The sequence below is a fragment of the Dyella sp. OK004 genome (assembly GCF_900114495.1).
Classification (GTDB): Bacteria; Pseudomonadota; Gammaproteobacteria; order Xanthomonadales; family Rhodanobacteraceae; genus Dyella_D.
Genome location: NZ_FOZI01000003.1, coordinates 817,552 through 839,944, shown reverse-complemented (window position 1 = coordinate 839,944; position 22,393 = coordinate 817,552). Strand labels below are relative to the sequence as shown.

The following is a 22,393-nucleotide window of genomic DNA, read 5'->3' as shown; positions in this document are numbered from 1 at the left end:
CGGTAGCGGTAACGCCCTTACTGGATATCACCCTGTCATCAGATTTCATAAGTGAGGGCCATGTCTGTTTGCGCGCAGCTCACCGCCACGCTGCCTCAGCAGACGTCCAGTCTGCTTTCGGCAGCGCAACGGCGATCTGCGCGCAAACAGACATGGTGACGCCTGCGTGGAATCGATTAGAGCGCCCATCGTTACTCTGCCTCATCAACGGCCTTGACCCGCCGCCAATGCCGCCGGCGCGCCCGCCAGGCGCGAATGCCGAGATTCAAGGCAAACCACAGAGCCAGTACCGCCAGCGGCCAACCCACTACCGCCGGCCAGAAAATGGCGACCACGGCGAGTGCGAGCAGCAGGGCGGTGCCCATTACTAACGGGCCGGTTTCGGTATCGCCCAACACACGCCGATCGGTTATCGCCGCGCCCACCGAATTGGCGATGCGCAAGGCACCCGCGGCGGCACGGCTGGAACTGCCGCCCATGCGGCGTGAACGTGGCGACGGTGTGCTGGCGCTCACGCGGTCGGTGTTGGGGCGATAGCGGCGCGGCGCCAGCACGATCTCCGTGGCGTTGCCCAGGTCGATTTCGTATTGAGCGGCCAGGCAGCGTGCGAACTCCGCATCCTCCACCGCCACGTCGATCTCGCGATTGCTCAGCCAGCTGGCGATATTGAGGTTGGACGAACCGACCCGCGCCCATTGCCCATCCGCCACCGCCGTTTTGGCGTGCAGCATCGAACCGTTCCACTCGAACACACGGATGCCGGCTTTGAGCAGCGGCCGGTAACCCGAGCGCGACATGCCAGACACCACTGGAATATCGCTGCTGCCAGGCACCAGCAGGCGCACATCCACACCATCCCGCGCCGCCGAAGCCAGTGCCTGCACGTAGGGCGCGACGCCAACGAAGTAGGCATCGGTCAGCCACAGCGTCTTGCGCGCCATGGCGGCGATCATCTGATCCAGCCGATACATGCCCGCCGTGGAAGGCTGCGTGGCGATCACCCGCAGCGCCACCGTGCCGGCCTCCGCGCTTGCTTCCTGTTCGAACGGCGGCAGCGGCGCACCCATGCTCGACCAGCTCTGCGCGAAGGCCGCTTCGATCTCCGTCACCGCCGGTCCATGCAAAGCCACACCGGTATCACGCCAAGGTGCAATGCCATGCTTTGCATCGCCCAGCCACTTCTGGCTGATGCAAACCCCGGAAAGAAACCCGATCCGCCCATCCACCACCAACACCTTGCGGTGATCGCGGCTGATCCATCCAAACGGCTGCCCCAACTGCGGCGGATTGAACACCCGCACCTGCCCACCGGCAGCGCGTAGCGGAGCCCAGAAACTCGAACGCGACTGCCCCAGGCAACCCATCCAGTCATACGCCACCGCAACAAACACCCCATCTTTCGCGCGCTCCACCAGCGCATCGCGGAACGCCTGCCCGACCTCATCGTCGCGGATGATGTAGTTCTCCAGCAGCACCCTTTGCTGCGCTCCGCGGATCGCGGCCAGCCACGCTTCGTAATGCGCAGCTCCATCAATCAACAACTCAATCCGATTGCCGGTAAGCAACGGCGCACCAGCGGCGCGGCTCAGTGCCTGCTCGGCGAAGAGACGGCCGGGCGAAGAGGGGAATGCAGTCCGGTTCATGGGGAGGGAGTGTAGGGGATTGTCTGTTTTGGTCGGCGGGGGTTGGGTGAGCTTGCCTCGCACTAGAAACGGCAAACCGAGCACCCACACCCCACCCCAACCCTCCCCTGCAAGCAGGGGAGGGAGAAATGCCTGATTCCTTGCGCAGTCGATCGAACCTGCAAGAAACCATCCCAACGCCTGACACTGGAAAAGGCGCAGCTACGAAGCACACCGCCTGCTTTGAGGCCATTTCTCTTTGGTTACTTTCTCTTTGGGCCAGCAAATAGAAAGTAACTCGGGCGCCGGCAGGCGTCCGAAATGCCCGCTGCATAAGCGGCCAGGGCACGCAGCCGTTAAAACCGAGCGATAACGCCACTGGACTCCAGCCTTCACTGGAATGACGAATCAGGATAGGGATCGATAGAACAAAAATTCCCTGAAGCGCCAGTCATGCACCCCCGATCACCCTTCTGTCATGATCCCCCGCATGTCGCCCGAGCAATGTCACACCGACACCGAGGCCTGTGCCCAGCACATCGCCGAACGACTGGGTCCCGACCTGCGCATGGCCGCGCCGCTCGGGTTAGGTAAACCGCATGGCCTGCTCAACGCGCTCTACCGGCTGACCAAGGCCGACACCTCGCGCTCCATGACGCTGTACACCGCGTTGTCGCTGACGCGGCCCCGGCCGAAACCGGGTCTGGAGACACGCTTCCTGCAACCCTTTCTGGACCGCCACTTCGGGCGCGATGCGGAAGACCCGCAGTACGCCGTGGACCAGGCGCGCAATGCCTTGCCGTCGAACGTGGCGGTGCATGAGTTCTATATGCAATCCGGTGCGCTACTGCATTCGGGCAGCGCGCAGCGCAACTACATCAGCCAGAACTACACCCACGTCGCGCGCGACCTGGTGGTGCAGGACATCAACCTTCTGGTGCAGTTGGTGGCGCGGCGCGAGACACCGCAGGGCGTGCGCTACAGCCTGTCGTGCAATCCCGATCTGACCCTGGATTTTCTCGACAAGGCACAAGCTGCCGGCAAGCCGCGGCCATTGTGCGTGGCGGTGGTGCACCCGGATCTGCCCTATCTCACCGGGCATGCCGAGGTAGCCCAGGACTTCTTCGATATTGAATTGCAGCCCGCAGCGATAGCGCCGCTGTTCGCCTTGCCGCGACAACCAGTGGATCTGGCCGAGTACGCGCTGGGCCTGCATGCCAGCGCGTTGGTGAAGGATGGCGGTTGCCTGCAGATCGGTATCGGCGCCTTGTCCGACGCCTTGGTGTATGCGCTGCTGTTGCGCCAGCACAACAACGTGAACTGGCGGCGCGGTCTGGTTGCCATCGATCCGCGTGGCGCTACACATGCGCTGGCGACCCGCATGGGCGGGCTCGCACCACTCGAGGCTGGTTTGTACGGCGCGAGCGAAATGGTGATGGATGGCTTCATGCATCTGCAGCGCGAGGGCATTCTCAAGCGTCGCAGCTGGGACAACCTGGCGCTTGAGCGTTCGGCGTCGACAGGGCGCCTGTCTGCCCAGGCACCTGGCGGGCACTACCTGCGCGGGGCGTTTTTTCTCGGCACGCGCGAGCTGTACCAGTGGTTGCATGAAACCGAGGCGGCCGATCCGGATGCGATCGATATGTGCCGCGTGTCCAACGTCAATCAGCTTTATGGCGACCATCAGGTGCTGGCCGGTCTGCAGCGGCGCGGCGCGCGTTTCTTCAACACCTGCATGATGGCGACCCTGTTCGGTGCGGCGGTGTCGGATGGTCTGGAAGACGGCGCCGTAGTGAGCGGCGTCGGCGGCCAGTACAACTTTGTGGCGATGGCGCATGAGTTGCCGGATGGCCGCTCCGCGCTGTTGTTGCGCGCCACCCGCAAGGTGCGCGGTACGGTGGAAACCAATATCCGCTTCAACTACGGCTACACCACCATTCCACGCCATCTGCGCGACCTGTTTGTCACCGAGTACGGGGTGGCGGATCTGCGTGGTAAGACCGACAGCGAATGCGTGGAGGCCATGCTTGCGATTTGCGACGCGCGCTTCCTCGATGCGCTCTGCGCCGAAGCCAAGGCCAACGGCAAGCTCGCGGAGGATTTCCAGATTCCCGAGAAGTGGCGCCGCAACCGACCCGAAGATCTGCGTGAAGCATTGGCGCCGCTGGAGCGCAAAGGGCTATTGCCGCGCTTCCCGTTCGGCAGCGACTTTACAGAGGTGGAGCAACGACTGCTTCCGGCCCTGAGCTGGCTGCAGTCCGCCAGCACCTCCTGGCGCGGGCGGTTCACCCTAGCGCGGGCCATGCTGCGGCGTGGCTCTGCGGTGGACGGCGAGGCGGAGGCTTTGGTGCGGATGGGGTTGCTGGGGCAGGGCTCCTTGAGCGAGCGCCTGCAGCGCAGGTTGGTGCAAGTCGCCCTGCGGCACGTAGCGCCTAAACCGTAGGAGCCCACCCGGTGGGCGATTAGCAGTACTCCGGGTCGCCCACCGGGTGGGCTCCTACATTAAGCTTCGCAGCCCATTCTCTAATCGGATGCCTTGTGATGTCGGATGCGACGGCCTTGATCGAGCGTTATTACGAGGCGTTCAACCGTGGTGACTGGGATGCGATGCTGGCCTGCCTCACTGACGACGTGGCACACGACATCAACCAGGGTGGCCGCGAAACCGGTCGCGACGCCTTCACTGCATTCCTTGGCCGCATGGAGCGGAGCTACCGCGAACAGTTGCGCGATGTCGTGGTGATGGTCAATGCCGACGGCCGGCATGCCGCGGCCGAGTACGTTGTGCATGGCGAGTATCTCGCCGATGACGAAGGCCTGCCGCCGGCCCGCGGTCAGCGCTATGTGCTGCCGGGTGGTGCCTTCTTCGCTATCCGCGATGGCCGCATCGCGCGCATCAGCAACTACTACAACCTCAACGACTGGATCGCCCAGGTCGGCGGCTGAGCGTGGCGATCCGGATCATTACCTGCAGCGGCGAGGCGGTGGCGCCTTATCTGGGCGATCTGGCGCGGCTGCGCATCGCGGTGTTTCGCGACTACCCCTATTTATATGAGGGCGATGCGGCGTACGAGCAGCGTTACCTGACGACCTATGCGCGTTCGCCGCGCAGTGTGTTCGTGCTGGCGCTGGATGGCGATGCCGTTGTGGGTGCTTCCACGGGTATGCCGCTGGCCGACGATGGCGCAGCGTTCCATCAGCCTTTCCTTGAGCGCGGCATGTCATTGGGTGACGTGTTCTACTTTGGCGAGTCGGTGCTGCTGGACGCCTATCGCGGCCAGGGGCTCGGACATCGCTTTTTCGACAAGCGGGAGGTGTACGCGCGGCGCCTGGGCGGGTTCCATTGGACGGCGTTCTGCGCGGTTGAGCGCGACCCGGACGATCCGCGGCAGCCCGAGGGTTACCGCCCCAACGATGCGTTCTGGCACAAGCGCGGCTATCAACGCCAGGACAACATGTTTTGCACGCTGGACTGGAAGGAGCGGGGCGATGATGCTCCCAGCGTCCACAGCCTGCGTTTCTGGTTGCGTCCGCTGGACGCCTGACTGTCGAGAGCGACCGCGATGTCACGCACGCTGGCCGAATGGCTGAGTTATCAGGAGCACGTCAATGTGCGCAGCATCGAGCTGGGTCTCGATCGCGTGCGTGCGGTGTGGGAGCGCATGGGCGCTGCCGCGCCGGCGCGCCACGTCATTGCCGTGGGCGGCACCAACGGCAAGGGTTCCACCGTGGCGATGCTGGAGGCCGTCTTGCAAGCGGCCGGGCGTCGCGTGGGCTGCTACACCTCGCCGCACTTGCTGCGCTACAACGAGCGCATACGCATCGATGGTCATGACGCCGACGATGAAGCGCTGATCGCCAGCTTCGAGCGGATCGAGGCGGCGCGCGGCGATCTGCCGCTGACCTATTTCGAATTCGGCACGCTGGCGGCGCTCGATCTGTTCACCCGCGCCGATCTCGATGTCGCTGTGCTCGAAGTCGGGTTGGGTGGGCGCCTGGATGCGGTGAACATCATCGACGCTGACGTCGCTGTGATCACCACGGTCGATCTGGACCATATGGATTGGCTGGGGCCCGATCGCGACAGCATTGGCCGCGAGAAGGCGGGCATTGCGCGCGCGGAGCGGCCAGCCATCGTGGGCGAACTCGATCCGCCTATTGGCCTGCTCGATGCCCTGGCTGCAAACGGCGCGCAGGTGGAGCAGGCAGGCGCGGATTTTCGCTGGGAGCGTGAGGCCGGCGGCTGGCGATGGTGGCACCGCGACGGCACCGCCTTGTCATTGCCGGATCCCACGCTTGCCGCGCCGGTGCAATACGCCAATGCGGCCGCGGCAGTGGCCGCACTGCACGCGCTGCGCAAAGCGTTGCCGATCGAGCCGACAGCGTTCGAGGCTGGTTTGCGTACCGCGTCGGTGCCCGCACGCTTGCAATCGCTGGGCGGCGAGCCAGCCCTGATCGTGGATGTCGGACACAATCCGCAGGCAGCGCGTGCGCTGGCCGAATGGCTGGACACGCGTCCGGGCGGGCGGGTGCATGCGGTCTACGGCGCGCTGGCTGACAAAGATGTGGCCGGCGTGATCAAGGCGCTCGGCGCCCGTATTCATCACTGGCATTTGGCTGGGCTTGAGCGCGATACGCCCCGTGGCCTGCCGGGTGAAGCGCTGGCGGAAGAGCTGCAGTTGGCCCTGCCGGGGGCGCGTTTCGACGTGCACGCCGATGTGCATGGCGCGTTGGAAGCTGCGCGTGGCACGGCACAGCGGGGCGATCGCATCCTTGCGTTCGGTTCGTTTTTTGTCGCTGCAGCGGTGTTGGCTGAATCCCGGTCCTGACGATTTGCCGTGATTGGTCTCCTGGGCAGGTATAATCTCGCCCGTTTCGTGTTGCGCCTGTCGCCTTGGAGTCCGTCTTGAAAACACGTCTGCTGGGTGCCGCCGTTCTGATTGCTCTGGCGGTCCTGTTCGTGCCGATGTTCTTTTCCAGTACCCCGCCGACGGCGGGTGGCGATGAAACGGTGAGTCTGGCGATTCCGCCGGCACCGGATCGCGATCTGCAGACCAAGACCATGAGTCTCACGCCGGGTGCCGCGCCGTCTTCCACGGCTGCCGCGGCGCCGAAGCCGGCCGTGAGCGGTGCCGACCAGCCTGCCGCGCCGGGTGCGGCGCCGGTCAGCTCCGACAAGCTGGCCACGGTGAACATCGGTTCCAACCGTCCGCGCGATGTGGAAACCGACCCGGGCGCCGGTCAGAAGCCGGAGGCCACCACGGTGACCAGCGGCAGTTCGCCGGCCCAGCCAGTGATCCCGGTTCAGACCAAGCCGGCGGCGACGCAGCCGGCGATTCCCGCCCAGACCAAGCCCACTGCCGACAAACCTGCCGCCACGGCAGCGACGCCCGCGCCGGCTTTGCCCGCGGCTACTGCCGCCCATGGCCCGTTCTCGCTCAATCTCAGCGCGTATGCGTCGGCGACCAGTGCGCAGAGCCTGATGCAGCGCGTGCGAGGCCTGGGTTACCCGGCCTCCAGCCGCGCGATCAACCAGGGCGGCAAGCAGCTGACCCTGGTCACGGCTGGTCCTTTTGAATCCCGCACCGCGGCGGAAGCTGCACGCCTGAAGATCACCCAGACCATCCCCGGTGCACCGGCACGCCTTGAAGGCAGTGCCAGCACGCCGACCCAGGACGACGCGCCGGCGGCCGCTCCGGCAACGGCCGCCGCCAAGCCGGCCGCGCGAGCCGGTGGCTGGGCGGTGCAGGTGGCGGCGATGGGCAGCCAGGCCGACGCCAATGCGCTGCGCGACAAGTTGCGCTCGAATGGCTTCGATGGCTACGTGGATACGGTGAACGCCAACGGCAAGCAGCTGTGGCGCGTGCGAGCGGGCCCGCAGACGCAGCGCGACGATGCGGTGCGCGTGCGTGACCAGATCAAGAGCAAGCTCGGCCTCGGCGGCAACGTCGTCAGCGCGCCCTGACCGCCTCGATGGCCACGACTGTGAACTGGGCCGACTACATCATCATCGCAGTCGTCGGCCTGTCGGTCTTGATCGGCGTATGGCGCGGCCTTATTTCTGAGGTGTTGGCGCTGGGCATCTGGATCCTCGCGTTCTGGGTGTCCTGGACCTTCGGGCCGACGGTTTCTACTTACTTCGACCATAAGATCGACCTGCCTTCGGCACGCATCGCGGTGGGCTACGGCATCTGCTTTACCGCCGTGCTGATCGCCGGCGTGCTGATCCGTTTCCTGATCGGCCGGCTGATCGAAGGTACCGGCCTGAGCGGTACCGATCGCTTGCTGGGTATGGTGTTCGGTTTTGCGCGCGGCGTGCTGCTGGTGACGCTGATGGTGTTCCTGATGGGCTTCACCGCGTTTACCCGCGATCCGTGGTACCAGCAGTCCGTGTTATTGCCGCAGTTCAAGGGAGTGGCTGCGTGGCTCGGCGAAAGGGTGCCGGACAACGTGAAGCGTTATCTGCATCCGTCCGCTGTGCTTGATCAACTGCCGTCGATGCCTGCCATGCCGTCTTTGCAGTCCTTGCCGGCTTTACCAGCCATGTTGCCAGGCGCCGCACCCGCGCCGGCACGCAGCTCCCAGGCGCCCGCGACGACCGGCGCGGCGCCAGCAACGAATCTCTAGCTATAGGCAACAACCATGTGCGGAATCATCGGCATTGTCGGTACCACCGAGGTGGCATCGGCCCTCTATGACGGCCTGACGGTGCTCCAGCACCGCGGCCAGGATGCCGCCGGCATCGCCACGGTGGATGGCGCGCGGCTGCGTCTGCACAAGGGCAACGGCCTGGTGCGCGATGTGTTCACCCAGGGCGCGATGAGCGGCCTGCGCGGCCGCATCGGCATGGGTCATTGCCGCTATCCCACCGCGGGTTCGGAAGGGTCTTCCGAGGCGCAGCCGTTCTATGTGAACTCGCCTTATGGCATCGCCTTCGCGCACAACGGCAATCTGGTCAACACCGAGACCCTGCGCCGCGAGATGTTCGAGGACGACCGCCGGCACATCAATACGGATTCCGACTCCGAGGTACTGCTCAACGTGCTCGCGCACGAGCTGCAGATCCAGGACCGGATGGCGCTGACGCCGGACCATATCTTCAAGGCCGTGGCCGGCGTGCATGCGCGCGCCCGCGGCGGCTACGCCTGCCTGGCGCTGATTCTGGGTTACGGCCTGCTGGCCTTCCGCGATCCCAACGGTATCCGCCCGCTGGTGCTGGGCGAGCGCGTGACGGCCGAGGGCCGCGAGTATGCGGTGGCTTCCGAGTCGGTGGCGCTGGATATCCTCGGCTTCAAGCGCCTGCGCGACGTGGCGCCGGGCGAGGCGGTGTTCATCAGCGACGACGGCCAGCTGTTCTCGCGCATGTGCGCCGAAAGCGCCGTGCACGCGCCGTGCATTTTCGAGTACGTCTACCTTGCACGGCCGGATTCGATGATCGAGAACGTCTCGGTCTACAAGGCGCGCCTGCGCATGGGCCAGAAGCTGGCCGAGAAGATCCTGCGCGAGCGGCCTGATCACGGCATCGATGCGGTGATCCCGATTCCCGACACCGCCCGCACCGCCGCCAGCGCGCTGGCCGAGGCGCTTGGTGTGCCGTTCCGCGAGGGCTTCGTCAAGAACCGCTACATCGGCCGCACCTTCATCATGCCGGGGCAGGGCGAGCGCGTGAAATCGGTGCGCCGCAAGCTCAATCCGGTGGAGCTGGAGTTCCGCAAGAAGAATGTGCTGCTGGTGGATGACTCCATCGTGCGCGGCACCACTTCGCGCCAGATCATCCAGATGGCACGCGAGGCTGGTGCAAAGAATGTGTTCTTCGCCTCCGCCGCGCCGCCGGTGCGCTATCCCAACGTGTACGGCATCGACATGCCGGCTGCGTCCGAGCTGGTCGCTTCCGGTCATAGCGAGCAGGAAGTGGAAAAGATGCTCGGCGCCGACTGGCTGATCTATCAGGATCTGCCGGATCTGATCTGGGCCGTGCAGGATGGCAACGAGCAGCTGAAGCAGTTCGACGCTTCCTGCTTCAACGGCGAATACGTTACGGGTCTGGACAAGACCTATCTCGAACAGATCGAGATGCTGCGCTCCGACGATGCCAAGGCTGCGCGCCGCAGCGCATAACTCAGTGCAGGGCCGGGAAGGGCGCGCTAGCGCTCTTCCCGATCAGCGGATGTTGTGGCCGATGTGCCACAGCACGCCGGTCGGGTCGATCAGATGAAAGTCGCGCATGCCCCATTCGCGGTCGCCGGGGGTATTCATGCGTGCGCCATGCGGGCCGTAGATGCCGAGAATATCCTTCTCGGTGAAGCGTCGATGCCACGCGTCCGCGTCGTCGACCAGCAGATGCATCATGAAGTTGTTGGCGTGCGCCTCGTTGTAGAAGTTCTGCAGTAGAAAGCTGCATTCGCCCAGCGCGAAGTACGCCACGCCCTTGAACTCCGACCGCTCCTCGAAACCCACGTCGGCGTAGAAGCGCCGCGACAGGTCGTAGTCGCGAGCCGGGATGAAAGCCTTGATCTCGACGGCGTGAAGGTCGGGCATACGTCATTCCTTTGAGAAAGCCGAGAGCGCGACTATGCGCGCCCGTCTTGGCCGCGGCAATGCGAGCCCGCGGTTCAGCTGGCGCTACACTTCACGGCATGACCGATCTCCATCAAGCCGCTAAGCGCTGCCTGGACGCCAGCGAACCGGCCGACAAGCTGCGCCTTACCCACGACACCTGGCAGGCCTTCCTCTCCGGCGAGCTTCGCCCGAGCGAAGGCGCGCCGCCGCCGGAACCCATCGCCGCACCGGGTCGCCCACTTCGGCCGCCCTTGGTGCCTTCGCGGCAAGTCCCTCATCGCGGCCTGGGTACGCCGGAAGGTCGCGCGGCGCTGGTGCATGCGGTGGCGCATATCGAGTTCAACGCGATCAACCTGGCCTGGGACGCGGTGTACCGCTTCCGCGGCGAGCCCGATGCTTATTATCGCGACTGGGCCAGCTGCGCCAATGACGAAGCACGCCATTTCGCCATGCTCTCCACGCGACTAGGTGAGCTTGGGCATGCCTACGGCAACTTCGATGCCCACAACGGTCTGTGGGAAATGGCTGAGAAAACCGCCCATCACGACACTGCGCGCATGGCCCTGGTGCCGCGCGTGCTGGAGGCGCGCGGGCTGGACGTCACGCCGGGCATGATCGAACGTTTGCGCAGCGTCGGCGACGAGCGCACGGTGGATATCCTCGAAGTCATCCTGCGCGAAGAAGTGGCCCACGTCGCCGCCGGCACGCGCTGGTTCCGCCACTGCTGCGAACGCGACGGCACCGACCCGCGCGACACTTTCCTCGACCTGCTACGTGACTATATGGGCCCCAATCTGCGCGGCCCGTTCAACCGGCCGGCGCGGCTGGAGGCAGGGTTCGACGAGGAGGAGCTGGACCGGCTCACGCAGCTGGCGCTGACGTAGGAGCACCCTGTGCGCGATGCTCTTTACGCTTCGTAGGTCTATCGCGCGCAGGGCCCGCTCCTGCGGGCCGGTCACAGGCAATAAAAAAGCCGGCGCTGGGCCGGCTTTTTTATCGAATTTTGGTCGGGGAGACAGGATTCGAACCTGCGACTTCTACGTCCCGAACGTAGCGCTCTACCAGGCTGAGCTACACCCCGTGGGAGCCGCGTATCTTAATGGCCCTTTTGAGGCTTGGCAACAGGTGCGTGTGTCTGAATCGCCCTGATCGGTCCGAGGTTCGGTGCCCTTCTGCTAACCTATGCGGCTATCGTCGCACGCCGTGCGTGCCGGCCGTTTTCTCTATTAAAGCTGAGGATTTCATGGCGCTTACCCCGGCCCGCACCATGCCCGGTGTACTCGAATTGCTTCCGCTCGATCAGATCGCTTTCCAGCGCATGCTCGACGTGATCCGCCGCAACTACGAGCGCTTTGGCTTCTTGCCGGTGGAGACGCCGGTGATCGAATACGCGGATGTGCTGCTGACCAAGACTGGCGGCGAGACCGAGCGCCAAGTGTATTTCGTGCAATCCACCGGCGCGATGGAGCAGGGCGAGAAGCCAGACATGGCGTTGCGCTTCGACCTGACCGTGCCGCTGGCCCGCTATGTGGCCGAGCACGAGCATGATCTGTCGTTCCCGTTCCGCCGCTACCAGATGCAGCGCGTGTATCGCGGCGAGCGCGCGCAGCGTGGCCGTTTTCGCGAGTTCTATCAGTGCGACATCGACGTGATCGGCAAGGACAGCCTGTCGGTGCGTTACGACGCCGAATTGCCGGCCGTCATCTATAGCGTGTTCCGCGAACTCAACATCGGCGCCTTCACCATCCAGCTCAACAACCGCAAGCTGATGCGCGGTTTCTTCGAGAGCCTGGGCGTGGCCGACGCCGAGCAGCAGACTCTGGTGTTGCGCGAGGTGGACAAGCTGGACAAGCGCGGCGCCGATTACGTGCGCGATACGCTTACCGGCGAAGCCTTCGGCCTCAGCGCGGAAGTGGCACAGAAGATCCTCGATTTCGTACAGGTGCGCTCCACCTCCTTGCAGGACGCCTTCGACAAGCTCGATGCCCTCGGCGCCGGTCCCGAGTCGATGGAGCAGGGGCGTGCCGAGCTAAGGGAAGTGCTGGGTATGATCCGCGACTTCGGTGTGCCGGAATCGCACTTCGTGCTGAATCTCTCGATCGCACGCGGCCTGGACTACTACACCGGCACCGTTTACGAGACCACGCTCAACGACTACCCGCAGATTGGCTCGATCTGCTCGGGCGGCCGCTACGAAAACCTCGCGGGCCAGTACACCAAATCGAAGCTGCCGGGCGTAGGTATTTCTATCGGTTTGACCCGCCTCTACTGGCAGCTGCGCGACGCTGGTCTGATCGGCACCGCGCAGAGCACAGTGGATGTCCTGGTAACGCAGATGGACGAGGCGCAATTGCCGGCCTACCTCGCGTTGGCCGGCGAGCTGCGCGGCGCCGGCATTGCCACCGAAGTGGTGCTGGAGGGCGGCAAGCTTGGCAAGCAGTTCAAGTACGCCGACCGCGCCGGTATCCGTTTCGTGGTGGTGCTGGGCGAGAACGAGTTGGCCAAGGGCGTGGTCACGGTCAAGGACCTGCGCCGCGAAGACCAGTTCGAAGTGGCTCGCGCTGACCTGATCAAGACGCTGCGCGTCGAATTGGCGCAGGCCGAGATCGATCGGTGATGCAGCGCTGGCTGCTGCTGTCCGCGCTGCTGTGGTTGAGTGGCTGCGCGGGCGAGCGCTGGCAGACCCATCGGTTGTCGTCGGCTCAATACGAACTGACTTACGTTGGCTGCGGCTTCAATGACGAAAGCATGGTCGGGCGGTTGCGTCCGGCATTTGAGCAGCGGGCCAAGCGCTTGTGCGGTACCCATTATTCGCTCTCCGAACCGCAAGTCACTGGCTACGGCATGCGCGGTAGCGCCGTGCTGGGCGAATGCCCTTCCGTGACCATGCGTGCTGTGGCGAGCTGCGGCTCCTCCTCATCCCTCTGATCGGCGCCATGAGCGCGGAGTTTGTATGACGGCAAAGACGATTCTCCTAGACGGCAACAGCCTGACGCGCGAACAGCTCGTTGCAGTGGCGCGTCAAGGATTGGGTGTGGAGCTGGATAAGGCGCAACTCACACGGGTACAGCGCGCGGCCGACTTCCTGGCCGACAAGGTGAGCTGCGGTGAGCCGACCTATGGCGTCACCACCGGCTTCGGCAGCAATGCCGACAAGCTGTTGGGAGCGCACCGTCTGCGTGACGAATTGCCGGGTGGTCATCCTGACAAGCCGGAAGGCACGCTTCTCGATGAGTTGCAGCACAACCTGATCATCACGCACGCGGTCTGTGTCGGTAAGCCGTTCGCCGAAGAAGTCGTGCGCGCCATGTTGGTGATCCGCATCAACACTCTGATGCGCGGTCACTCGGGCATCCGTGTGGAGACCCTGCAGGCGCTCACGGCGTTGCTCAACAGTGGCGTGGTGCCGGTGGTGCCGGAGAAGGGTTCGGTGGGCGCCAGCGGCGACCTTGCACCGCTCTCGCATCTGGCGATCGTGCTGCTGGGTGGTGGCGAAGCGTTCTATCAGGGCGAGCGGATGCCCGGCGCCGAGGCGCTGGAGCGCGCCGGCCTGTCGCCGATCCGCCTGTCCTTCAAGGAAGGCCTGGCGCTGAACAACGGCACCGCGCAGATGCTGGCCACCGCCGCGCTCGCGCTGGATTCACTGGAATACCTGCTCGACACCGCTGACCTCGCCGCCGCGATGACGCTGGATGCCTTCGCCGGTCGCAGTGGCGCGCTGCGTCCTGAGGTGCATGCGTTGCGTCCGCATCCGGGGCAGGTCGAAACGGCGGAGCATGTGCGCGAGCTGCTCGAAGAAAGCACCCTGGTCGATATCCCTTATCACCTAGTGCCGCGCTTCAAGCAATGGACCGCTGAGGCCTGGGAGCAGCCGGAAGATCAGGCGCTCAGCTTCGATATCGGTTGGGACTGGGTGCCGGCCAACCAGCGTCACGGACGCGAAGCTTTCTATAGCCGCTTCCTGCCATTCAGGGGTGGCAAGAAGCATCAGCCGCAGGATGCCTATTGCCTGCGCTGCATGCCGCAGGTGCACGGCGCGGTGCGCGATGCCTGGGCGCAGGCGTGCCGAGTGATCGACATTGAGCTCAATGCGGTCACCGACAATCCGCTGATCTTCCCGGATGCGGAAGGCGCGCAGTTCATCGAGGAGCAGGTGATCTCTGCTGGCCATTTCCACGGCATGCCGCTGGCGCTGGCGATGAGTTACGTCAAGGCCGCCATTCCGGTGTTGGCGTCTATCTCCGAGCGTCGCCTCAACAAGCTGGTCGATCCGGCGACCAACGACGGCTTGCCGGCCTTCCTCACTGGCAATGAGGACGGCACCGATTCCGGTTTCATGATCGTGCAGTACACCGCGGCAGCCCTAGTCAACGACCTGGCGACGCGCGCGCATCCGGCCAGTGTGTATTCGGTGCCGACCAGCGCGAATGCCGAGGATCATGTCTCGATGGGTGCTAACGAGGCGCGCCATGTGTTGGAGATGATGGAAGATCTCAGTCATGTGATTGCGCTGGAGTTGTATACCGCCGCGCAGGCGCTGGATTTCCGCCAGGCGATGCTCAACGCCGCTCGTCGTCTCGCTGCGCGTGGGGACTGGAAGGTGCTGGCCGGCAAGGTTGCCAATGCGCCGCGGGAGGATCATCCACATTACGCGCAGTTTGCGGCTGAGGTGCAGCAGCTCACAGAGGCGCTGGCTGGAGTGGGTGATTTCCATGCTGGCACGGCGGTGCGTAAGGCGCACGATGTGATTCGTGGGTATATCGATTTCATGTCGCGGGATCGGGCGATGGATGGGGATGTGCGGACGGTGTGTGAGTTGGTGAGTCGGCGCGCTATTCACTGATTTTGTTGGGCGTCTTCTCCCTTCGGCGATCCGAAGGGAGTGTCTGTGGGGGCGGGGAGGGCTGCTCTTGGGACACTTCTCCCTGCTTCGTCATTCCGGCGCAGGCCGGAATCCAGCGCCTTGTCGCTCGGTAGTCGCGTTTGCGTGCCCGGGCTCGCCTGCCGCGGGCTTCCGAACCGCTGCCGCGGCTCGGGTCACTTTCTCTTTGCTGGCCCAAAGAGAAAGTAACCAAAGAGAAATGGCCTGAAAGCAGGCGGCGTGCTCTGTAGCTACGTTTCTTCCAGTGTCAGACGTCGGGATAGTTCTCTTCTGGCCTGATCGCTCAGCCCTTGCCGCCTATTAGAGCAACAGCTCCCTCTCCCCTCCGGGGAGAGGGTTGGGGTGAGGGGTGGGTGCTCGAAACAACGCTGCTACGCAGTGTTGGTGGTTTGTAAGCTGGCGTAGGTGTTGGCGGTCCTCGATATCCGCGCCTACGCGAACCAGCGCACTGGCCGCTGGGCACTCCGCGCCGCCATCCACTCCATGTCCCCGATTTTTCTTGCGTTTCGGCGCCCAATCCCATGCTTGCGGCGGCGCATCATCGTGCGTATCATGCGATCCACTGTATTAACGCATTAGTACATTATGAAGCGTCGATCGCTGGATCCAGAGACCCCCGCCGAGTCTGCCGAGCTGAGCCTGTGTGAGGCTTTGCTGTCGTTGAAGAATGCGGATGAGATGAATGCTTTTCTGCACGATCTGTGCACTCCGGCGGAGCTGGAGGTGTTGGTGGATCGGTGGCGGGTGGTGCCGTATCTGCTGGATGAGGTGCCGTACCGGGAGATTCACGAGCGCACGGCGGTGAGTATCACCACCATCGGGCGGGTGGCGCGTTTTCTCAATCAGGGCAATGGTGGCTATCTCGCTGCCGCGGCCCGCGCAGCGCGTCGTCGCGCGGCGGCGAAGAAGGGTAAGTCATGAAGACACGGGACCGCTTGCGCATTGCGATGCAGAAGTCCGGGCGGCTTACCGAGCCGGCGCTGGATCTGCTCAATCGTTGCGGCCTTAGTTTTCGCCAGAGCCGCGACAAGCTGTTCTGTTTTGGCGAGGGCGAGCCGGTGGATCTGTTGCTGGTGCGCGACGATGACATCCCTGGGCTGATCGCACAGGGTGTGTGCGACCTGGGCATCGTCGGCCGCAATGTGCTGAGCGAGTATCAGCTGACGGATGGGCGTGAAGCAGAACCGCTGGCCGAATGGCGGTCACTGGGTTTTGGGCGTTGCCGTCTGTCGATCGCTGTGCCGCAGGAGATGGCCTATCAGGAGGTCGGGGAGCTGGCTGGGCGCCGTATCGCCACCTCATATCCGGGCCTGCTGCGCGAGTGGCTGCGCACGAACGGCGTGGATGCGGGCGTGGTGACGCTGGCGGGATCGGTGGAGATCGCGCCGCGGCTTGGTACGGCTGACGCGATCTGCGATCTGGTGCAGAGCGGCGGCACGCTGGTGGCTAATCACTTGCGCGAGGCTGACGTTTTGCTGGAAAGCGAGGCGGTGTTGGCCGGGCCGCAGACGCTGCCGGTGGACGAGCGTGGCGACATGATCGAGCTGCTGCTCAAGCGCCTTGACGGAGTGATGCAGGTGCGTGAGTCGCGCTTGCTGCTGCTGCAGACCTCGCGCAGTGCGCTGGAGGCGGTGACCCGCTTGCTACCGGGCGGTCCGCAGCCGACCTTGCTGCCGGTGGCAGGGCAGCCGGATCAGCTGATGTTGCAGGCCCTGTGCGCCGGCGAGGTGAGTTGGCGGCAGCTGGAAGAGATCAAGAAAGCCGGGGCGCGCGAGATGTTCGTACTGCCGGTGGAGAAGATGCTGGCATGAAGCGACTGGACTGGAATCGATTGGATGCCGCTGCCCAGCGTGACGCGTTGGCGCGACCGGCGCAGTCGCGTGCGGATGAGCTACGTCGTGGCGTGGAGCAGATCATCGCGCAGGTGCGTGCGGGTGGTGACGCGGCGCTGCGTGAGCTGAGCGCGAAGTACGACCGCTGCGCGATCGAGGCGATCGAAGTGGGTGAGGCCGAGTTTGCTGCGGCCGAAGCGGCGCTGGCGCCGGCATTGAAGGCGGCTATCGAGGAGGCCGCGTCGCGTATCGATGCTTTCCATCGCGCGGCCGCGCCGCTGCCGGTGGCGGTGGATACCGCCAAGGGCGTGCGAGTGGAACGCATGCTGCGTCCCGTAAGCAAGGTTGGCCTGTATGTGCCGGCGGGCAGTGCGCCGCTGCCGTCGACGGCGCTGATGCTGGGCGTGCCCGCACGCATCGCGGGTTGCCGCGAAGTGGTGTTGTGCTCGCCGGCGCGTGCGGACGGGCGCTGCGACGAAGCGGTGTTGTACGCGGCGCGCGTCACCGGCGTGCATAAAGTATTCAAGCTGGGCGGCGCGCAGGCGATTGCGGCGATGGCCTATGGCACGGCGTCGGTGCCTCGCTGCGACAAGCTGTTCGGCCCGGGCAATGCCTGGGTGACGGAAGCGAAGTTGCAGGTGTCGGGCGATCCCGAGGGCGCAGCGATCGATATGCCGGCCGGGCCTTCCGAAGTGCTGGTGATCGCCGACGCCGCTGCCGATCCGGTGTTTGTGGCGGCGGATCTGCTGTCGCAGGCGGAGCATGGCCCGGATTCCCAGGTGATTCTGCTCAGCCCATCGGCCGAGTTGCTCGACAAGGTCGCGGTCGAAGTCGATCGCCAGTGCGCCGAACTACCGCGCGCGTCGATTGCGGTGCAGGCATTGGCACAGAGCCGTTTGATTCTGGTCGAATCGTTGGAGCAAGCGGTGGCGGTGAGCAATCGCTATGCACCGGAGCACCTGATTCTGCAGGTCGCCGAGCCGCGCGCGTTGCTTGATGGCATTGATAGCGCCGGTTCGATTTTCCTTGGCGCCTGGACACCAGAATCCGTGGGCGACTATTGCAGCGGCAGCAACCACGTGTTGCCGACCTATGGTTATGCCCGCAGCTACAGCGGTGTGTCGGTGGCGAGCTTTCAGAAACAGATTACGGTGCAGGAAGTGAGTGCCGAGGGGCTGCGCGAGATTGGCCCGTGTACAGCGACGTTGGCTGCGGCGGAACAACTGGAGGCCCACCGGCGCGCGGTGACGCTGCGCCTTGCCGCTCTGGAGGTCAGGGCATGAGCGTTCTTGATCTGGCGCGTCCGGAAATCCGCGCCATGCAGCCGTATTCTTCCGCGCGCATGGAGGCGAGCGGCGGAAAGATTTTGCTCAATGCGAACGAGTCAGCCTGGGCACCGGTGGGTGACGCAGGCCAGGGCCGCAACCGTTATCCCGATCCGCAACCAGCGGCGTTGATCGAAGCACTGGCTGAACTCTATGGCGTGCGCAACGACCAGTTATTGGTCGGGCGCGGCAGTGACGAGGCCATCGACCTTTTGGTGCGTGCGTTCTGCCGCGCCGGGCAGGATGCCATTGCGATCCAGCCGCCGACTTTCGGTATGTATGCCGTATGCGCGCGCATCCAGAACGCCGGCGTAGTCGAAGTGCCGCTGGCGGCGAATTTCGCGCTGGACGTCGACGCCGTGCTGGCGGCGATCACGCCGGCCGTGAAGCTGGTCTTTGTGTGCACGCCGAACAACCCGACCGGACAGCCGATTCCTCACGGCGACATCGAACGTCTGGCCCAGGCATTGCGTGGCCGTGCCCTGCTGGTGGTGGATGAGGCTTATCTGGAATTCGCCGACACCGATAGCGTGGCGGGCCTGATCGATCGCTACGACAACCTCGCCGTATTGCGAACCCTGTCGAAGGCTTGGGCGCTGGCCGGCGCGCGGATCGGCAGCTTGCTAGCAAGCGCGGATGTGATTGGCCTGCTGCGCCGGATCATGCCGCCGTATCCGTTGCCTTTGCCGTGCGTTGCGGCAGCGCTCGAAGGCCTGTCGGCGCAAGGGCGAACGAGCGCCTATGAACATATCCGCGTGGTGCGCGCCGAGCGTGCGAGCATGGCGGCTGCGTTGGCGGCGTTACCCGGCGTGCGGGAAGTGCTGCCGTCGCAGGCCAATTTTCTGGCGGTGCGGTTCGACGATGCGGGGGGCGTATATCAGCGCCTGTTGGCCGAGGGAATCGTGGTGCGCGACGTGCGGCGTTATCCCAACCTGGGCGATGCTTTACGTATCACGATCGGTACGCATGAGGAAAATGCTCGGGTACTGGCGGTTTTGCAGGGAGTGACGGCATGAGTCGCAAGGTTCTGTTTGTCGACCGCGATGGCTGCCTGATCGAGGAGCCGGCGGACGAGCAAATTGATAGCTACGAGAAGCTGGCCTTGCTGCCGGGCGTGATCGCGTCGCTGCAACGCTGTGTGGCGGCAGGTTACGAACTGGTGATGGTGACCAATCAGGATGGCCTCGGCACCGAGCGCTTTCCCGAGCCACATTTCACTGGGCCGCATGAGTTGCTGATGCGCATCCTGGCCTCGCAGGGCATCCGCTTCCGCGAAGTGCTGATCGATCGCAGCTTCCCGCACGAAGGGCTGGATACGCGCAAGCCCGGCGTGGGCATGCTGCGCCATTACCTTGCGGACGACAGCTGGAGCCGTGCTGCTTCGGCCATGGTGGGCGATCGCGAGACCGATCTGCAGTTCGCTGCCAATATGGGCGTGCGCGGTTTCCGGGTCGGTCCGCAGGGCATCGCATGGGATGAGATCGCCCATCAGCTGCTCGACGCGCCGCGCACGGCGACGGTGGTGCGCAACACCAAGGAAACCCGTATCACCGTCAGCGTGGATCTGGACCGCGTTGCCGAGCCGCAGGCGCATACCGGACTGGGCTTTTTCGATCACATGCTGGAGCAGATCGGCAAGCATGGCGGCTTCGCGCTGGAGCTGCACTGTGACGGCGATACGCATATCGACGAACACCACACCATTGAAGATTGCGCGCTCGCACTGGGCCAGGCCTTGCGCCAGGCGCTGGGCGACAAGCGCGGCATCGGCCGCTACGGTTTCACGTTGCCGATGGACGAGTCACAGGCCAGTGCCGCGCTGGATCTGTCGGGCCGGCCGTACTTCGTGTTCGAGGGCAGCTTTCCGCGCGACCGGGTGGGCGAAGTGCCGACCGAGCTGGTGCCGCATTTCTTCCGCTCGCTGTGCGAGACGCTGGGCGCGAACCTGCACCTGAGTGTGCACGGCGAGAATGCGCACCACATGGTGGAGGCTTGCTTCAAAGTGGTGGCGCGCACGCTGCGCCAGGCGATCCGGCGCGAAGGCAGCGAGCTGCCGAGTACCAAGGGAGCGCTGTAATGGCGGTGGTTTTGGTCGATGCCGGCGGCACCAATATTGGCTCGGTCCGTTACGCGCTGCAGCGGCTTGGTGTGGATGCTGCGTTGACTTCGGACGCGCAGACGATCCGCGCGGCAGACAAAGTCATCCTGCCGGGCGTGGGTGCGGCCGCTCCAGGTATGGCGCGCTTGCGAGAGCTGGATCTGGTCGAGCTGATGCGTTCGCTCACCCAGCCGGTGCTCGGCGTGTGCTTGGGCATGCAGTTGCTATGCGAGCATTCGGAAGAGAGTGATACCGCCTGCCTCGGTTTGATCCCCGCCACGGTGCATCGTTTTGCCGAAGCTCCCGAGCTGCGCGTGCCGCATATGGGCTGGAACCGCCTGAAGGTGACAGCCTCGCATCCGCTGTTGAAAGGACTGGATGAGCAGAGCTGGGCGTATTTTGTGCACAGCTACGCCGTGCCGGTTGGTGATTACAGCCTGGCCGTCGCCGACTATGGTGGCGAGTTCTCTACGGTGATCGCCCGCGGCAATTTTCACGGCATGCAATTTCATCCCGAACGTTCGGCCACCGTCGGCGCGACCCTGTTGAAGAATTTCCTGGAACTATGAGCTTCACCATCATTCCCGCCATCGATCTGCGCGCTGGACGCGTAGTGCGCCTGCGCCAGGGCGATTACGAGCAGCAGACCACCTACGAATTCGAGCCGCAGGCATTGGCCCGGCGCTATGCGGATGCGGGCGCCGAGTGGCTGCATGTGGTCGATCTGGATGGCGCGCGCTCCGGTGCGCTGGACAACCTGCAGGTGATTGAGGCGATCGCCCGTACTGGCATGCAAGTACAGGCCGGCGGCGGCGTTCGCGGTGAGGGCGATCTGCAGCGTCTGTTCGACGCCGGCGTCAATCGTGTGGTGCTAGGCAGCGTGGCGATCCGCGAGCCTGCTCAGGTCGGCGCGTGGTTGGGCAAATACGGCAGCGCGCGATTGACTATTGCGCTGGACACGCGCCGCATTGACGGTCGCTGGGCGCTGCCGAGCGCCGGATGGACCGAACTGGAGGCGCGCTCGCTGGATGAACTGGCGCCCTGGTATGCCGTGCGTGGCGCGCGTCATCTGCTGTGCACGGATATCGATCGCGACGGCATGCTGGCCGGCTTCAACCTCGATCTGTACCGTCACCTTGCGGCTACCACGCCAGGACTTGAGGTGCAGGCCTCCGGCGGCGTGCGTTCGCTGGATGACATCCGCGATGCCCGCACTGCCGGTGCGTACGGTGTGATTCTTGGACGAGCCTTGCTCGAAGGCCGCTTTACCATCGAGGAAGCCCTGACATGTTGAGCCGTCGCATTATTCCCTGCCTGGACGTGCGCGACGGCAAGGTGGTCAAGGGCGTGCGTTTTCGCGATCACGTGGTGATGGGAGAGATCGTCGAGCTTGCCATGCGTTATCGCGACGAGGGCGCCGACGAGCTGGTGTTCTACGACATCACCGCCAGCCCGGAAGGGCGCAGTGTGGACCGCGGCTGGGTGGAGCGCGTGGCACGGGTGATCGATATTCCGTTCTGCGTGGCTGGCGGTATCCGCAGCGTGGATGAAGCACGCGAGGTGTTGCACGCGGGCGCCGACAAAATCTCGGTGAACTCGCCGGCATTGGAGCGCCCGGCGCTGATCGGCGAATTGGCCGATGCCTTCGGTGTGCAGTGCGTGGTGGTGGGTATCGACAGTCTGCGCGATGCAGACGGCGAATGGCGCGTGCGTCAGTACACTGGTGATCCGTCGAAGACCCAGGCATTGGCGCGGCGCACTCTGGATTGGATAGTGGAGGCGCAGCAGCTCGGTGCGGGCGAGATCGTACTCAACTGCATGGGTAGCGATGGTGTGCGTCAGGGGTACGATCTGGAGCAATTGAGCATCGCGCGTGCGATCTGCACCGTACCGTTGATCGCATCCGGTGGCGCCGGAGCGCCCGAACACTTCCGCGATGCCTTCGCACAAGCCGATGTGGACGGTGCGCTGGCGGCGAGTGTCTTTCACAGTGGCGCCATCGCCATCCCCGAGCTCAAGCGCTACCTGCGCGAGCAGGGTGTGGCGATGCGTCTTTAAGTATCGAGGCTGTTCCC

General features: G+C 64.5%; 21 protein-coding genes and 1 tRNA gene. 19 read left to right on the top strand and 3 right to left on the bottom strand.

Annotated features, from left to right (window positions below):
- Positions 1–191: 191 nt before the first annotated feature.
- Complete coding sequence (locus BM338_RS15955) at positions 192–1,643, bottom strand: phospholipase D-like domain-containing protein (RefSeq protein WP_090452386.1); 1,452 nt, start codon at positions 1,641–1,643, stop codon at positions 192–194.
- 469 nt (positions 1,644–2,112) lie between these two features.
- Between BM338_RS15955 and BM338_RS15950 the strand changes: the two genes are divergently transcribed.
- The 7 genes from BM338_RS15950 to purF all read left to right on the top strand — a co-directional run bounded on the left by BM338_RS15950 (position 2,113) and on the right by purF (position 9,740).
- A complete protein-coding gene (locus tag BM338_RS15950; RefSeq protein ID WP_090452384.1) occupies positions 2,113–4,065 on the top strand; it encodes an acetyl-CoA hydrolase/transferase C-terminal domain-containing protein in 1,953 nt (650 codons plus the stop codon).
- A gap of 98 nt (positions 4,066–4,163) precedes the next feature.
- Entirely contained in the window at positions 4,164–4,568 is a 405-nt protein-coding gene (locus tag BM338_RS15945) for a ketosteroid isomerase-related protein (RefSeq protein ID WP_090452382.1), read from the top strand.
- 2 nt (positions 4,569–4,570) lie between these two features.
- Positions 4,571–5,167 carry a GNAT family N-acetyltransferase gene (locus BM338_RS15940; RefSeq protein WP_090452380.1) on the top strand — a complete coding sequence of 199 codons (597 nt, stop codon included), beginning with the start codon at positions 4,571–4,573 and terminating at the stop codon, positions 5,165–5,167.
- 18 nt (positions 5,168–5,185) lie between these two features.
- The gene (folC, locus tag BM338_RS15935; protein ID WP_090452378.1) at positions 5,186–6,451 is read left to right on the top strand and encodes a bifunctional tetrahydrofolate synthase/dihydrofolate synthase; all 1,266 of its coding nucleotides are present in this window, start codon (positions 5,186–5,188) and stop codon (positions 6,449–6,451) included.
- Positions 6,452–6,528: 77 nt separating this feature from the next.
- Positions 6,529–7,587 carry an SPOR domain-containing protein gene (locus BM338_RS15930; RefSeq protein WP_090452376.1) on the top strand — a complete coding sequence of 353 codons (1,059 nt, stop codon included), beginning with the start codon at positions 6,529–6,531 and terminating at the stop codon, positions 7,585–7,587.
- A 20-nt stretch (positions 7,588–7,607) separates the two neighbouring features.
- On the top strand, positions 7,608–8,249 hold the full coding sequence (locus tag BM338_RS15925) for a CvpA family protein (protein WP_090452621.1): 642 nt from the start codon (positions 7,608–7,610) through the stop codon (positions 8,247–8,249).
- Positions 8,250–8,264: 15 nt separating this feature from the next.
- A complete protein-coding gene (purF, locus tag BM338_RS15920; RefSeq protein ID WP_090452374.1) occupies positions 8,265–9,740 on the top strand; it encodes an amidophosphoribosyltransferase in 1,476 nt (491 codons plus the stop codon).
- Positions 9,741–9,782: 42 nt separating this feature from the next.
- Here purF and BM338_RS15915 read toward each other — a convergent pair whose 3' ends face one another.
- On the bottom strand, positions 9,783–10,160 hold the full coding sequence (locus tag BM338_RS15915) for a VOC family protein (protein WP_090452372.1): 378 nt from the start codon (positions 10,158–10,160) through the stop codon (positions 9,783–9,785).
- 98 nt (positions 10,161–10,258) lie between these two features.
- Between BM338_RS15915 and BM338_RS15910 the strand changes: the two genes are divergently transcribed.
- Positions 10,259–11,065 carry a ferritin-like domain-containing protein gene (locus BM338_RS15910; RefSeq protein ID WP_090452370.1) on the top strand — a complete coding sequence of 269 codons (807 nt, stop codon included), beginning with the start codon at positions 10,259–10,261 and terminating at the stop codon, positions 11,063–11,065.
- Between the two features lie 120 nt (positions 11,066–11,185).
- Here the strand turns inward: BM338_RS15910 and BM338_RS15905 are convergent.
- Positions 11,186–11,262: transfer RNA gene (locus BM338_RS15905), tRNA-Pro, on the bottom strand.
- 162 nt (positions 11,263–11,424) lie between these two features.
- On the opposite strand from BM338_RS15905, the gene hisS reads away from it, so the two are divergent.
- The 11 genes from hisS (at position 11,425) to hisF (ending at position 22,376) form a co-directional block, all read left to right on the top strand.
- The gene (gene hisS / locus BM338_RS15900; protein WP_090452368.1) at positions 11,425–12,798 is read left to right on the top strand and encodes a histidine--tRNA ligase; all 1,374 of its coding nucleotides are present in this window, start codon (positions 11,425–11,427) and stop codon (positions 12,796–12,798) included.
- On the top strand, positions 12,798–13,109 hold the full coding sequence (locus BM338_RS15895) for a hypothetical protein (protein ID WP_090452365.1): 312 nt from the start codon (positions 12,798–12,800) through the stop codon (positions 13,107–13,109). Before hisS ends, BM338_RS15895 begins: the two co-directional genes overlap by 1 nt.
- A 25-nt stretch (positions 13,110–13,134) precedes the next feature.
- The gene (locus BM338_RS15890) at positions 13,135–15,024 is read left to right on the top strand and encodes an HAL/PAL/TAL family ammonia-lyase (protein WP_090452363.1); all 1,890 of its coding nucleotides are present in this window, start codon (positions 13,135–13,137) and stop codon (positions 15,022–15,024) included.
- A gap of 624 nt (positions 15,025–15,648) precedes the next feature.
- Positions 15,649–15,984 carry a YerC/YecD family TrpR-related protein gene (locus tag BM338_RS15885; protein WP_090452361.1) on the top strand — a complete coding sequence of 112 codons (336 nt, stop codon included), beginning with the start codon at positions 15,649–15,651 and terminating at the stop codon, positions 15,982–15,984.
- Positions 15,981–16,874, top strand: coding sequence for an ATP phosphoribosyltransferase (hisG, locus tag BM338_RS15880; protein WP_090452359.1), 894 nt, complete (start codon positions 15,981–15,983; stop codon positions 16,872–16,874). The genes BM338_RS15885 and hisG overlap by 4 nt, the downstream gene beginning before the upstream one ends.
- Positions 16,871–18,178 (top strand): histidinol dehydrogenase, encoded by a 1,308-nt coding sequence (hisD, locus tag BM338_RS15875; protein WP_090452356.1) that lies wholly within the window; start codon positions 16,871–16,873, stop codon positions 18,176–18,178. The genes hisG and hisD overlap by 4 nt, the downstream gene beginning before the upstream one ends.
- Positions 18,175–19,236 carry a histidinol-phosphate transaminase gene (gene hisC / locus BM338_RS15870; RefSeq protein ID WP_090452354.1) on the top strand — a complete coding sequence of 354 codons (1,062 nt, stop codon included), beginning with the start codon at positions 18,175–18,177 and terminating at the stop codon, positions 19,234–19,236. The genes hisD and hisC overlap by 4 nt, the downstream gene beginning before the upstream one ends.
- Positions 19,233–20,297, top strand: coding sequence for a bifunctional histidinol-phosphatase/imidazoleglycerol-phosphate dehydratase HisB (hisB, locus tag BM338_RS15865; RefSeq protein ID WP_090452352.1), 1,065 nt, complete (start codon positions 19,233–19,235; stop codon positions 20,295–20,297). The genes hisC and hisB overlap by 4 nt, the downstream gene beginning before the upstream one ends.
- Positions 20,297–20,887, top strand: coding sequence for an imidazole glycerol phosphate synthase subunit HisH (gene hisH, locus BM338_RS15860; RefSeq protein WP_090452350.1), 591 nt, complete (start codon positions 20,297–20,299; stop codon positions 20,885–20,887). The genes hisB and hisH overlap by 1 nt, the downstream gene beginning before the upstream one ends.
- Positions 20,884–21,612, top strand: a complete 729-nt coding sequence (gene hisA, locus BM338_RS15855) for a 1-(5-phosphoribosyl)-5-[(5-phosphoribosylamino)methylideneamino]imidazole-4-carboxamide isomerase (RefSeq protein WP_090452348.1) — start codon at positions 20,884–20,886, stop codon at positions 21,610–21,612. Before hisH ends, hisA begins: the two co-directional genes overlap by 4 nt.
- On the top strand, positions 21,606–22,376 hold the full coding sequence (gene hisF / locus BM338_RS15850) for an imidazole glycerol phosphate synthase subunit HisF (RefSeq protein ID WP_090452346.1): 771 nt from the start codon (positions 21,606–21,608) through the stop codon (positions 22,374–22,376). The genes hisA and hisF overlap by 7 nt, the downstream gene beginning before the upstream one ends.
- Positions 22,377–22,393: the final 17 nt, after the last annotated feature.

Bases quoted from the DNA above. Each gene is read 5' to 3' on its own strand.
- BM338_RS15910 (WP_090452370.1), top strand. From the start codon at position 10,259: ATGACCGATCTCCATCAAGCCGCTAAGCGCTGCCTGGACGCCAGCGAA.
- BM338_RS15955 (WP_090452386.1), bottom strand. From the start codon at position 1,643: ATGAACCGGACTGCATTCCCCTCTTCGCCCGGCCGTCTCTTCGCCGAG.
- BM338_RS15895 (WP_090452365.1), top strand. From the start codon at position 12,798: ATGCAGCGCTGGCTGCTGCTGTCCGCGCTGCTGTGGTTGAGTGGCTGC.
- BM338_RS15950 (WP_090452384.1), top strand. From the start codon at position 2,113: ATGTCGCCCGAGCAATGTCACACCGACACCGAGGCCTGTGCCCAGCAC.
- BM338_RS15915 (WP_090452372.1), bottom strand. From the start codon at position 10,160: ATGCCCGACCTTCACGCCGTCGAGATCAAGGCTTTCATCCCGGCTCGC.
- hisA (WP_090452348.1), top strand. From the start codon at position 20,884: ATGAGCTTCACCATCATTCCCGCCATCGATCTGCGCGCTGGACGCGTA.
- hisD (WP_090452356.1), top strand. From the start codon at position 16,871: ATGAAGCGACTGGACTGGAATCGATTGGATGCCGCTGCCCAGCGTGAC.
- purF (WP_090452374.1), top strand. From the start codon at position 8,265: ATGTGCGGAATCATCGGCATTGTCGGTACCACCGAGGTGGCATCGGCC.
- hisS (WP_090452368.1), top strand. From the start codon at position 11,425: ATGGCGCTTACCCCGGCCCGCACCATGCCCGGTGTACTCGAATTGCTT.
- hisB (WP_090452352.1), top strand. From the start codon at position 19,233: ATGAGTCGCAAGGTTCTGTTTGTCGACCGCGATGGCTGCCTGATCGAG.
- hisG (WP_090452359.1), top strand. From the start codon at position 15,981: ATGAAGACACGGGACCGCTTGCGCATTGCGATGCAGAAGTCCGGGCGG.
- hisC (WP_090452354.1), top strand. From the start codon at position 18,175: ATGAGCGTTCTTGATCTGGCGCGTCCGGAAATCCGCGCCATGCAGCCG.
- BM338_RS15885 (WP_090452361.1), top strand. From the start codon at position 15,649: ATGAAGCGTCGATCGCTGGATCCAGAGACCCCCGCCGAGTCTGCCGAG.
- hisF (WP_090452346.1), top strand. From the start codon at position 21,606: ATGTTGAGCCGTCGCATTATTCCCTGCCTGGACGTGCGCGACGGCAAG.
- folC (WP_090452378.1), top strand. From the start codon at position 5,186: ATGTCACGCACGCTGGCCGAATGGCTGAGTTATCAGGAGCACGTCAAT.
- BM338_RS15945 (WP_090452382.1), top strand. From the start codon at position 4,164: ATGTCGGATGCGACGGCCTTGATCGAGCGTTATTACGAGGCGTTCAAC.
- hisH (WP_090452350.1), top strand. From the start codon at position 20,297: ATGGCGGTGGTTTTGGTCGATGCCGGCGGCACCAATATTGGCTCGGTC.
- BM338_RS15890 (WP_090452363.1), top strand. From the start codon at position 13,135: ATGACGGCAAAGACGATTCTCCTAGACGGCAACAGCCTGACGCGCGAA.